General features: G+C 48.2%; 12 protein-coding genes and 1 pseudogene. 4 read left to right on the top strand and 9 right to left on the bottom strand.

From position 1 onward, the window contains the following. A pseudogene (locus NDI33_RS25530) lies at positions 1-124 on the top strand (IS5/IS1182 family transposase); the annotation flags it as partial. A 21-nt stretch (positions 125-145) separates the two neighbouring features. Next, on the top strand, positions 146-715 hold the full coding sequence (locus NDI33_RS25525; RefSeq protein ID WP_242033315.1) for an ATP-binding protein: 570 nt from the start codon (positions 146-148) through the stop codon (positions 713-715). Between the two features lie 129 nt (positions 716-844). Here NDI33_RS25525 and NDI33_RS25520 read toward each other — a convergent pair whose 3' ends face one another. Then, positions 845-2,032 carry an FtsW/RodA/SpoVE family cell cycle protein gene (locus NDI33_RS25520; protein ID WP_190536426.1) on the bottom strand — a complete coding sequence of 396 codons (1,188 nt, stop codon included), beginning with the start codon at positions 2,030-2,032 and terminating at the stop codon, positions 845-847. 503 nt (positions 2,033-2,535) lie between these two features. Between NDI33_RS25520 and NDI33_RS25515 the strand changes: the two genes are divergently transcribed. After that, positions 2,536-2,775 (top strand): hypothetical protein, encoded by a 240-nt coding sequence (locus NDI33_RS25515; RefSeq protein ID WP_190679202.1) that lies wholly within the window; start codon positions 2,536-2,538, stop codon positions 2,773-2,775. A 301-nt stretch (positions 2,776-3,076) separates the two neighbouring features. Here the strand turns inward: NDI33_RS25515 and NDI33_RS25510 are convergent, their stop codons facing one another. The 6 genes from NDI33_RS25510 to NDI33_RS25485 all read right to left on the bottom strand — a co-directional run bounded on the left by NDI33_RS25510 (position 3,077) and on the right by NDI33_RS25485 (position 8,707). Then, the gene (locus tag NDI33_RS25510; RefSeq protein ID WP_190411193.1) at positions 3,077-3,280 is read right to left on the bottom strand and encodes a phycobilisome linker polypeptide; all 204 of its coding nucleotides are present in this window, start codon (positions 3,278-3,280) and stop codon (positions 3,077-3,079) included. A gap of 234 nt (positions 3,281-3,514) precedes the next feature. After that, positions 3,515-4,000, bottom strand: coding sequence for an allophycocyanin subunit beta (gene apcB / locus NDI33_RS25505; RefSeq protein ID WP_190411194.1), 486 nt, complete (start codon positions 3,998-4,000; stop codon positions 3,515-3,517). A 62-nt stretch (positions 4,001-4,062) separates the two neighbouring features. Further along, a complete protein-coding gene (gene apcA / locus NDI33_RS25500; RefSeq protein ID WP_190411195.1) occupies positions 4,063-4,548 on the bottom strand; it encodes an allophycocyanin subunit alpha in 486 nt (161 codons plus the stop codon). 231 nt (positions 4,549-4,779) lie between these two features. Beyond that, the gene (locus tag NDI33_RS25495) at positions 4,780-4,977 is read right to left on the bottom strand and encodes a hypothetical protein (protein WP_190679200.1); all 198 of its coding nucleotides are present in this window, start codon (positions 4,975-4,977) and stop codon (positions 4,780-4,782) included. A gap of 48 nt (positions 4,978-5,025) precedes the next feature. Beyond that, positions 5,026-5,283: a hypothetical protein gene (locus NDI33_RS25490; protein WP_190679199.1), complete on the bottom strand. Its 258-nt coding sequence runs from the start codon at positions 5,281-5,283 to the stop codon at positions 5,026-5,028. 22 nt (positions 5,284-5,305) lie between these two features. Next, positions 5,306-8,707, bottom strand: a complete 3,402-nt coding sequence (locus NDI33_RS25485) for a phycobilisome rod-core linker polypeptide (RefSeq protein ID WP_190679197.1) — start codon at positions 8,705-8,707, stop codon at positions 5,306-5,308. A gap of 441 nt (positions 8,708-9,148) precedes the next feature. On the opposite strand from NDI33_RS25485, the gene NDI33_RS25480 reads away from it, so the two are divergent. Continuing rightward, positions 9,149-10,345 carry a class I SAM-dependent methyltransferase gene (locus NDI33_RS25480; protein WP_190679196.1) on the top strand — a complete coding sequence of 399 codons (1,197 nt, stop codon included), beginning with the start codon at positions 9,149-9,151 and terminating at the stop codon, positions 10,343-10,345. 104 nt (positions 10,346-10,449) lie between these two features. Here the strand turns inward: NDI33_RS25480 and NDI33_RS25475 are convergent, their stop codons facing one another. Both NDI33_RS25475 and NDI33_RS25470 read right to left on the bottom strand, forming a co-directional pair. Further along, positions 10,450-11,001, bottom strand: coding sequence for a hypothetical protein (locus NDI33_RS25475; RefSeq protein ID WP_190679194.1), 552 nt, complete (start codon positions 10,999-11,001; stop codon positions 10,450-10,452). A gap of 472 nt (positions 11,002-11,473) precedes the next feature. Beyond that, the gene (locus tag NDI33_RS25470; protein WP_190679192.1) at positions 11,474-11,806 is read right to left on the bottom strand and encodes a hypothetical protein; all 333 of its coding nucleotides are present in this window, start codon (positions 11,804-11,806) and stop codon (positions 11,474-11,476) included. Positions 11,807-11,917 lie beyond the last annotated feature (111 nt).

The raw sequence follows: 11,917 nt of genomic DNA, 5'->3' as shown, positions 1-11,917 counted from the left end.
GATTCGCCGCTTCAAGATTTTTCGCATTTTTTCAGGACGTTATCGCAATCGCAGGCAGAGATTTGGTTTGCGCTTAAACCTAATTGCTGGCTTGCTGAACTACGAACTGGCACATGCCTCCTGATTCATGCAGGAGGTCTAGTCATTGCGGAATTTCTCTCGCGTGGATGAGGCTCAGATGAAGCCAGTGAACATTCACGATGGGCTAGACAGCACTCTGCTAATTTTGAACAACCGGCTGAAATCCAAGGCTGACTATCCGGGCATTCAGATCGTTAAAGAGTATGGCAAGCTGCCTCCTGTAGAGTGTTATGCAGGTCAAATGAACCAGGCATTTATCAATGTGCTGTCGAGTGTGATTGATGCTTTGGAGGAGTATGACCATAAGCGATCGCCTGAAGAAATATACTTCTCCCGCAGTACCATTCGGATTTATACCGAAGTAACTGACCGTGGCTTTGTGACGATTCAGATTATAGATAATGGCCCCGGTATAGCGGAGGAAGTCCGCCCTCACCTGTTTGATCCCTTCTTTACGCCGAAAACGAAGGGCAAAGGCACGAAGGTTAGGTTGTCCCTTAGCTATCAAATCGTCGTGGACAAACATGGTGGACAAATGCAGTGTATTTCAGCGCCCGGGCATGGTACGAAATTCATCATAGTGATTCCGATTCGACAAAATCTTCGGAAAACGCCTTCCTTCGAGTCAATGTAATGTCAACGTCATCAGGGAAAAGCATTTAACTGGCACAGTCAATTCTGGTAGTGGGTAATGGAAATTATCCTCACCTAAAACCTCTCTTTCAATTTGTGCAATTTAGATGTTAGATGTGTGACAGACAACTTATTGCTCTCGGCGTCGCCGCCTAGCCGCAGCCCGACGCCCTTGCAGAGATACAATTTCTGCTTCGCTACTTTCCCGCGCCACGCGAATCAGCAGCCCAGCGGCAATCAAACTCGCAATCATTGAATTGCCACCATAACTAAACAGCGGCAAGGGCAAACCCGTAGTAGGTAGCACACCAGTCGCAACGCCAATATTTAGCAGTGACTGCCCCACCATCAAAATCATGGCTCCAATCGCCACCAGCCGGTGAATGGGATTTTGCGCCTTTATCGCCACAATTAGCGCCAGCGCCGCATAAGCCATCAGCAGCAACAGCAGCAGCAAACTGCCTGCAAAGCCAAATTCTTCTGCGTACACCGCAAAGATAAAGTCGGTATACTGAATCGGCAAATAAAACAGCTTCTGTTGCGATAGCCCAAAACCAGACCCCCAGGTGCCGCCAGAACCAACTGCCAGTAAACTTTGAATCAGCTGGTATCCGTCTTGCATGGGGTCAGCCCAAGGATTCAAAAAAGACATTATCCGACGACGCTGATATTCTTTCACGCTGATACTGATTGTCGCCAAGAGCACCCCGCCCAGCGCTGTTCCTCCCAAGTAGGAATAAGGCAACCCAGCAGCAAGTGCAATTAGCCACAAAGTCATCCCGCAAAGTGCGGTTGTACTTAAGTTGGGCTGTAGCAAAATTCCCAAAAGCACGCAGCAAAAAATAAACAGCCAGGTCAAGCGGACTTTCCACGTTAGTCTGTCCCAATGCCCAAAAATCCGAGCGCCTTGCAACACCAGGAACGGCTTGATCAACTCAGAGGGTTGAAGTGGAAATGGCCCCAAGGCTATCCAACGGGTTGCGCCATTGGTGGTGGTTCCCACTCCTGGAATCAGGGTGATGAAAATCACTCCCAACAGGAGTATGACAAACCAATCAGCGATTTCTAGAACAGAACGTAGGGGGAAGTTCACCACCAGGTTAAATGCTACTAGCCCCAGGATGACTGAGATGATTTGGCGCTTGAAGTAGTACATCCCATCTCCAAACTCAGCATCTGCGCTGGGATAGGACGCCGAAAATAGCACGACTAACCCGATAAACAGCCAGAGGAAGGTGAGCCACCGCAACAATCTGGCATCTATTGCCCAATCCTGGGCAGAGGAATTAAAAACAGGAATTAGCTGGCGTAAATTCACAGCGACTTGGCGTATAGGTAACATTCAGCGGCAGGGAATCACAAAGCGATCGCTCTGGCGGATGCATGGAGTGCTGCTCGCTCCCCAACATTAGCAGCGGTACCGACCAAAATGATAAGGCGCTTTGCCCGATATCGGTTCATCCGCTCCCGATTTTCTTTGCTTTTCTATAAATCTTTCTGACATCTAACGGCATCAGGCGATCGCTTTCTAAATCAAAAATTTATTAATCTACCCTCTAAATTAAAGCTTTCAAGAAGATTGCTTCACTGACGATCTTTGTATTGAACTTAACCGTATGATTACCGAATCAAAATTCTAAATTTCAGTGGTTTAAGTAAAAACGCGACCTTATTACTTCGTAATATCTATCGCCCCTATTACGTATAATCACGCAGACCACTTAGAGTTTTGGATTGAGCAAGCTGAAAAAGCTCAATTAGCCCCCAAGACTACAGAGACGATTCCCTATTTCCTATAAAGTTGAGCGAGATTACTTAGAAATGCAGGTCAAAACTCATCCTCTCAATATAACGGTGCTGACTGTCCTGGTGTTGGCAGGATTTATCGGCATCGCCTCCATCCTATTAGCTCTCGTCAGCTCATCTTCACTCTACTCATCTACACATCCAGTGGTGATACCTTGGATAGGCGAGCAGCATCGATGTGAGACAAGCGGTAGAACTTGGAGAGAAGAGAGCGAGGAAGAATGCCTGGATTACAAACACAGCGCTGAGTTCTAAAAGAATTTGGCTTAACAGAAATTCCGGAAAAATCCTTGACAAGAAGTCAATAAATGCTTAACTAGCAAACTTTAGCCGCTCTTTTTAATCTAGTTCTTATACGATTCACAAATTACTAGCAACAAAATCGCTCTAGGCGTCTGCTGAAAAAGGGAGCTTCGGGAATCGAAGTGTAGCCTAATAAAACGAATTGCTATCGAAAGCGGCTATTGAGCCACAAAAAAAGAGGTCCTTAAGACCTCTTTGCATTTGAATCTTATCTAAATGTTGAAAATTCCGTAAACAAGCCTATTTCCGCAAATTAAAGTAGACCAGTATTTACTCCTGGCTTACCAGTAGCCAGCTCAACCTTAACGATTTTTCCACCCATTTTCATAATCCGCTGCTGTTCGCGAAACCAATTTTCGTAGGGAACGAGTTTCGTGAAATAAGTGTTTTGCAATTCCCGCTGAGTCCGGATACGGGTCTGGCTGGGAACACAGGCAGTAATTTTAAACATCCGCATGGTTAATTTCTCCTAGTCAGGTGGTGAGGAAATTTTTGATCTCAATCAATCTTTGGATTGGCGTATCTAATTAAGACACCGAAGGCTGGGAGTCAAGAGTCAATACTAGACCGCTAAAACTTATCAACTTAATTCGACAAGCCTTTGACGAGCTAGCATTCACTCCAGACTTCCCAGACTTCACCAGACAAAACGCAGTCGCTTAAAACTTAAGCGATGAACGAGCGCTTACGCTTAGCTCAAGCCAGAGCAGATGTAGTCTAAATAAACGCCCATTTCCTTACCAGCATCAGCACCCACCAAGCTGGCGGTAACTTCTTTCATGGCTTGGATAGATTGCACAGTAGCGGAGATGGGAACACCCAAGGAGTTGTAGGTTTCCTTCAGACCGTTCAGCACGCGCTCATCCAAGATGGATGGGTCGCCAGCCAGCATGGCATAGGTGGAATAGCGGAGGTAGTAGTCCAAGTCGCGGATGCAAGCAGCATAGCGACGGGTGGTGTACATGTTGCCACCGGGACGGGTGATGTCAGAGTACAACAGGGACTTAGCAACCGCTTCCTTAACGATGGTGGCAGCATTAGCGCTAATGGTGGTTGCTGCACGAACGCGTAGTTCGCCAGTGTTGAAATAGCCCTTGAGCTTTTCCAAAGCACCAGTGTCAAGGTATTTACCTTGAACGTCAGAGGAATTGATAACAGCAGTAATTGCGTCTTGCATTTTTCTTGTTTCCTTATCTTACGTAGTCAGGTTCTAATCCTTAGCAGGGGAAGGGAAACACCCTACTGCATGGCACCAATCACGTAGTCGAAGTAAGCGCCTGCTTCAGAAGCATCTTCGCCAGACATCATGGAGGAAGCAGCATTCTTCATAGCGCGAACGCCTTCAGCAACTGCGTCAACCGGGGTACCCAGAGACTTGTACATTTCACGAACGCCAACCAAACCGATTTCTTCAATCGGGGTGACATCACCAGCAACGACTCCGTAGGTGATCAGGCGTAGGTAGTAGTCCATATCCCGCAGGCAGGTAGCGGTCATTTCTTCACCGTAAGCGTTGCCACCGGGAGAAACAATATCAGGACGCTTTTGGAACAACTGGTCGCCAGCTTGCTTGACGATGCGCTCGCGAGAGTCGGTCAACGTTTGGGCAATCCGGAGGCGACGCTCACCGGAGGTCACAAAGTTCTTGATCCGGTCTAGTTCGCCTGGGCTAAGATAACGAGCCTCGGCATCAGCATTCACGATGGATTTCGTGACGATACTCATTTGTGGATTCCTCCAATCAAAAGAAAAGTTTTACCAGATGGTTTGAAACTGGCATTCGCCAAGGAATGTGGAAGCCTGTCACTGCTACAAGAATACTTGTTCGGTATCTTTAGCATTTTTCAGTGTAACCATCCGTACACACTGCCTGGGACTCAGCTACCTTCCGCAAATAATTTTGCGGCATTCTGTTCACATTCCAGGTCTCTTCTTAACACTTTTTAATATTGTTCCTCATTTTGGGGCTTTGAGGGCGATCGCAGCGGGTCTCGGTGGGGTCAGTTGGTCATCAAAGATCGATCGCTTGCTTGGGAGGGGAGCGATCGCTGTCAGGATTTTTGAATTTCTGCACCCCTGAGCATCAATCACCTTCTCTTCCCCCTTGTCCTCCACATCTTCGCAGCTCCATAAAAATGCGATCGCCCATTCCATGCCTTAATCTGTTCTGCTTATTTAGCTTTAGCAGAAACTTTAAGGGATTCAAGTTGTGGACACTAGATGAGCCACTTTACCACAATGCAGTTGGACAAGGTTTTGCAGTGCGGTTATTGGGGGAATTTGAACCGAAGAATTTATCTTATTGGAGGATGCTCGACAAGAAGCGATCGCCTCTTCTATCTCTATTTCTTTGGTTTCTGGAGCGCTTCTGCGTTTCGATAAACTCCCCGCGTCATCCAGAGCACAGAGCAAAACTTCCGATTCATTAGGAATGGGGAACGGGTCATCAAAATCACCCATTCCCCATTCCCGACTCTCGGATTTATCGGCTCAAGCGATTACCGATGTAGGAAGGCGACATATCTGACCAGGATTGTTTCACCAAGTCAGCTGCTGCTTTCACACTGCCCAGATAATTACCCGCTGGCAGTGACGGGAAGCGGTTGTAAGGCACCACATCCTCGCCGAAGTAACGGGCATACTCAGGACTATCCACCATTGCCTCTACAGCCGCCTTCAAGCCGCTATCTGCCAGCAGTTTGTTGTACTGCCGGATTTCACCTTGGGTCGCGGGTGCGCGTCCCAGCAGGTGCCGGAACAGGAACTCAATCACCTTGGTGTTGGGATAGGGGGCATAGAAGCGACGGCGATAGATCTCGGAACTCGCCAGACTCTTCACAAACTCGCGCACCGAGATTTCACCGTTGCGGAGTCTGCTATCGAGATCCGAACGGCGCAGTTCCCCAGGAACTTGACCGCTGAAGATATCCATCACCTGACAGTAGATGGCATTAATCACCTGTGCAGATTCACCCTGGTTCATTCCTGGGTTCATCCGGTAAATTCGAGCAGGCTTACGCCGCGATGTCCCAACTCCAACTTCAACGGATTGCCCGTCACCGTTGGTAAAGGAACGACCCAACTCGATAAACAGCGGCTTACTCATGTCGCGCTGACGAGCTTTTGCAGCGATATCTGCGATCGCTTTACCCATCAGCGGCATCTTCGCCACATCCATGCGCGACTGCACCGGCTTGAAGCTGGGAACCACCAAGTCATCATTCTGCTTGGTCAGTTGGTTATACAGCTTCTCGGTATTCGGGAAGTTTGCCGCTGGCAGGGTCGGGAAGCGGTTGTAAGGCACCGTATCTTCTCCGAACGCCTGGGCATACTCTGGGCTATTCACCATTGCGCCCACAAAGCCCCGAAGCCCTTCAGATGCAAGGATCTGGTTATACTTGCGAATTTCTACTTGGTCTAGGGGTGCCCGTCCCAAGAAGTGCTTCGTACCCAACTCGATCACCTTAGTGTTCGGGTAGGGAGTATAGAACTCTTTGATGTAGAGGTCTGAACCTCCCAACGCCTCAATAAATTCCTTGAGGTTGATTTCACCATTCCGCAGCTTGCTTTCAAAGTCGCTGAATTGGTTCTTCACGATATAGGGTTCAATATCGCGCTCGAAAATTTGCCGGTATGCTGCCCGGATTGTGTTTTGCACCAACGCTTTGTCGTTGGTTTCTGTCAGCTTAAAGACCTTGGTTTGCTCGCGCTTCTTGCTGACACCCTGGTTGATGCGGAATTGAATGTCGGGTTCTGTCCGCAGCTGCGTGACTTGACCGAGTTCCACAAAACGAGGGGTTTCTTGCTTCTCAATTTTCAGAGCTGTGTCGGCAATGCTGCCAATCCGAAGGCTACGCAAGCTGACTCCAGCTGGTGTCAGATAGCGCTCGTAAGGAATCGTATCTTCCCCAAATGACTCGCTGTATTCGGGGCTATCGATAATCGCGTCAACCAGGGCGTAGAAGCCTTTTTTGGCGCAAATATCAAAATACTTGTTAGTTTCCTGACGTCCATAGGTGGGACGACCCAACAGACGGCGGTGGATGTATTCAATCGACTTGGTAACGTACAGCGAAGTCCAGTACAACTTGCGGAACAAGTCAGACTTAGCCAGAGCGCGGATGAACTCCCGCACTGTGGTTTCGCCGTTCTCCAGCTTGATTTCCGCCACTTTGAGGCGCTGACCTTCATAGACATCCCGCCCGAATACTTGCAGGTAGGCTGCCTTAATCACCGCTTGGGTGGAACTTTCGGAGTATTTAACGCTGGAATTCTTCACATACCGTTTGAAGGATGTGCCGCCGTTCCCACCTGGGCCGGGGAGTTGATCCAGTTTAAACACCTTCGGACCCAAGGAACCCGGAGCTTTGGGACGAGCTGCTGGGTTGCTCAGTTGGTTGTCAATTCCTGGGCCTTGGCGGATCAGGATGCGACGAGTATCTTTACCAAACGGAGCAGGACGGGTGTTGGGATTTTTGGTTTCTTTAGGGAAGATTGCCCCAAACTGAATTTCCAAGGGGTCGTTGCCGGAACCATACGGATGTTGGTCGGGCAGCGGTCGCTCATAAGCAGCAAATGTGGTGAGGAACTGCGGTACCTTGCGGAAAGGCGCGCTGTAGTTCAACAAATCTTGCTGCGGTCCCCAGTTGCGACACTCCTGCGCTTCTTGACCCAAACCCCGGATGTAGGGCACGGTTTCTTCGCCGAAGTAGTCGGAATATTCCTTAGAATCCACCAGGGCATCAACGAGACCGGGTAGACCTTTGCTGGAAACGATGGAGAAGTATTCTTGGACTTCTTCACGGCTGGATGGGCCACGACCCAGGAAGTGACGGAATGCCAGTTCCAGAGCGCGACTGTTGATATATGGCTCGTAGAAGTTTTTGCGGTAAAGAGTAGATTTACCCAAGCGGCGGATAAATTCTTTCATCGAGATGTCGCCATTTCTGACCTTAGATTCTAAGTCAGAGATGCCAAGGCTGTAAGCGCGAGTAATATCGCGCTCAAAGACTTGCCGATAGGCGGCTTTGATGATTTCTTGCTTTTCCGAAGATGACAAACCGGGCTTCATGGCGTACTTGGGACGCCGCTCGGCTGAATTGAAGTAAATTTGGGGCAGTTGCAGACCTTGCTGATCGCCAGAAGGACGCTGCCGCACTTTGTCGGAGGGGGTGGGGGCGCGGAATTCGCTAATCAGCACTTCAAAGTACTGGTTGACAATCGTTGTCCCTTCCTCGTCGCGCCGGAAATAACCCAAGGCGGCTGCCCGCATTTCTTGCAACGCCACAATTGTCGCTTCGCCGGAGCAAGCATTTTCGATGATTTCCCGCAAACCCCGCGTGTTAACCGCGATGATATTGGGGTCTCCGGCAACAATTGCGTAGGTCAGGTAGCGCAAGAACCAGGATAAGTCCCGCAACGACTTCTGCATATTGCCCGGACCGTAGCGGGCAACGTTGATCGGTCGGAAACCAGCTGGGGTAGGACCGCCACCGCCTGCGCTGAAGAGCGATCGCAACCCCTGCAAAAAGCCACCGCTGCTTTCCACATAGGTGACATTTCCCAGCGCCATCCCTTGTTTGACATCCGGAACGTTAGCCGTCACCAATTCGGGTTCGCGAGGCTTCTCTAAGAAAGCCATCGGGGAACCCCCGACGAAAATGCGGTTGGCAGCACGGGACACAATCAGGTCTGCATTTTGGGTGAGCGTTTGAGCAATCTCAAGACGCTTGCTGCCGGAACTGAAATAGCTCTTCAGTTCATCCAGCTCACCTCTCCCTAAGAAGCGGTCTTGTTGTTCCGCTTGCGAAATAGTTGCAACTGGTACTGTTTGATATAGTTGCGGACGCGCAACTGAGCTTCCACCACTTGCCTTAACACTCATTGGATCTCAAAAGCTCCCTATCTAAATCGTCACTGCGTTAAACATGACCAGAGTGCCACTGATGAATGATGAATTGTGAAGGTTGAGGGATTAAAGTTAACCAACCGCCACGGGAGCGACTGACCCGGAGAAAGTGGCTTTTTCCCTACGGCTTATGGCTTATCAACTTCATTCTTGCGCCTTCAACATCTCAGCGTTCATCTTTGAGCCTTTATCCTTTAACTGCCTGGGGTTAATCAGCTCAGTTTTTAGATTAAAACTTTTCGGGCTTCTCAGACTGGTTTGTTAAAAAGTGTGTAGAACCCTATCTAGGTGTTCACAAGGTCATAATACTAAATGGCGGCAGATTCCCTGAGAAGAGCGATAAGTTTTGTTACTTAAGACGCCGTCTAGCTACAGATGACCTGCCCGGACATCTCTAACTTTACCCTTTAACGTGATATGGAAATCAGGCAGGATATCAGTTCCGCCGTCCAACGACTTTACGATACTTACCCTTTTCCACCAGAACCTCTGCTGGATAGTCCGCCTCCCGGCTACAACTGGCGCTGGAATTGGCTAGCTGCTTATCACTTTTGCACCAATCAAACACCCCAAAAGCAGGATGTCCGCATTTTAGATGCCGGATGTGGCACGGGTGTAGGAACAGAGTACCTGGTTCACCTCAATCCGGCTGCTCAAGTGGTGGGAATTGATTTGAGTTCGGGCGCTTTGGAAGTGGCACGAGAGCGTTGTCGCCGTTCCGGGGCAAATCGCGTCGAGTTTCATCACAAGAGCTTGTATGACGCGCAGGAACTACCGGGTGAGTTTGATTTAATCAATTGTGTTGGGGTTTTGCATCATTTGCCCGACCCGATTCGGGGAATTCAATCCCTAGTGGCGAAGTTAGCGCCGGGAGGCTTGATGCATATTTTCGTTTATGCTGAGCTGGGGCGCTGGGAAATCCAGTTGATGCAAAAAGCGATCGCACTGCTTCAAGGCGAACGGCGAGGCGACTACCGCGATGGCGTTCAGGTGGGGCGTCAAATATTTGCCGCTTTGCCAGAAAATAATCGACTGGTCAAGCGAGAAAAAGAGCGCTGGTCTTTAGAAAATCAGCGGGATGAGTGTTTTGCAGATATGTACGTTCATCCCCAGGAAATCGACTACAACATCGACACTCTTTTTGAACTCATTGATGCTTCAGGTTTGGATTTTGTTGGTTTTTCTAATCCCAAAAACTGGGAATTAGAGCGACTCTTGGGGAAAAATCCAGACTTGCTCGAACGGGCAAAAAATTTGAGCGATCGCGAACGTTATCGTTTAATCGAATTATTAGACCCAGAAGCAGTCACTCACTACGAATTTTTCCTAGCACGTCCTCCCCTATCCAAAGCAGATTGGTCATCGGATGAGGCGCTGTTAGCAGCTATTCCAGCGCGAAACCCCTGCATGGATGGATGGCCTAGCCGCTGTCTGTTTAACTACGATTATCAGATTGTCAATTTGTCAGAGGGAGAGTTTGAATTTTTGCAAGCGTGTGATGTTAACTCAGAAAAACGTCGAAGCATAAAAGAAATTTTGGCGAGTGTTTCGTTGGAGTTGGATCTTGTGCGATCGCTCTTGAAACAACAGCTAATTATGCTGGCATCGAGTTAACAAACCGCTAATTGTTAATGGGTAATAGGAAATTCGTGACGATTTATTCCCTATTACCTATTCCCATTGCCAATATTTCATATATCAATTCAGCTTGCCTTACATTAGTTACCCTGGTTTGGCTGCGGGTTCCTTGGTTCTGCTTCCCAAATGATCTCTCGTTTTGGCTCTTCGTTGTTGTCGTCTGGACTCTCAGCAGGCGTTGGTTCTGGGATTTCCGCAGGAGTCTCAGCGGGGATTTGATTTTGGGGTTCTTCCGGAGTCTCAGCAGGCGTTGGTTCTAGGACTTCCGCAGGAGTCTCAGCAGGGATTTGATTTTGGGGTTCTTCTGGAGTCTCAGCAGGCGTTGGTTCTAGGACTTCCGCAGGAGTCTCAGCAGGGATTTGATTTTGGGGTTCTTCTGGAGTCTCAGCAGGTGTTTCAGAAGGCGCTTCATCTCCTGCTTCAAACTCAATCGTAATAATCGGTTTAGCCTCCTGATAGATAAAGGCTTCCATATCTCCTATAGGATTTCGCGCACTGTTAAGGCTGTCACCATCATAGGGGGGAGTGCCATTGAAGAATTTTTCAAGCCGATAGGTTTGAGCCACGGCTGGTGAACTGATAAAGGCACTTAATCCAATGATGCAGATTAACCCTTGAGTTTGAGGTTTCATTTAACCAATACCTCCTCAACTACAGTTACCTGTAGTCTATATAACCACCAAAATTAAACGAAGTTTCCAGTTTATATCCTTTAGTGACTTCTGTAAAACTTGAACAAAAAAATTAATTCAGATAGAACCGGCAATGGGAAAGACGTGATTGTACGCCTTTAAGCATTTTTTCAGCATCAAAGAATATTTTGATATCGTCAAGAACAAGTTTTGCTGGCATTGCTAATGGAGACGATTGCCCCTAAAACAATAGGAGATATAGCAGTTGTAAATGATTCTTGAAGACGGGATTCGCGACTGCTTAGAGAAGTCGCACATCTGAACCTCTGTACAAAAAACAATTCCCCTAACTTCCTTGATTAAGAGAAAGTTAGGGGAATCAGTTGTGTAAAAAATGCAATTATAAAAATATAAGCCATCAACCTTTACTTAGAGTAAATAAAAGCTGAGGGCATGATTATAACTTGCATAACTACCTTAGTGAACCTGGCTGGTAGGGCTGGTTCGTGGGTCTTGCATCTCTTTGTAACTGGCTTTCCGACTGATTAGGATTGTTGTTTTCTTGTTCTGTTAAGTTGCGATTGGTTGCAGGTGTCGCATTCTGAGTTGATTCCCCAACCTCTCTATCATCGTTAGAGGTTTCCCGATTTCCAGTCGGGTTGCGGGGTTCAACAACGTCATCGCCCGTATATGGGGGGAGACCATTGAAAAAGTCTTGTAACGGTGTGTTTTGAGCTACGGCTGGGGAACTGATGAGGGCAGTTAATCCCAGGATGCCAATCAGCCACTGGGTTTTAAATTTCATTTGACTAATACTTCCTTAACTATGCGTATCCTACTACTCAAGTTAAGCAAGTTTGCTTTTTGTAACCTCTAGCTGCCGACGTACCACCTGAGATTAAAAATCAGCCAGATA

This window comes from Trichocoleus sp. DQ-A1 (genome assembly GCF_039961955.1).
Classification (GTDB): Bacteria; Cyanobacteriota; Cyanobacteriia; order Cyanobacteriales; family FACHB-T130; genus FACHB-T130.
Note: the sequence above shows the minus strand (reverse complement) of the source record. Positions and strands in the feature narration are given on the sequence as shown.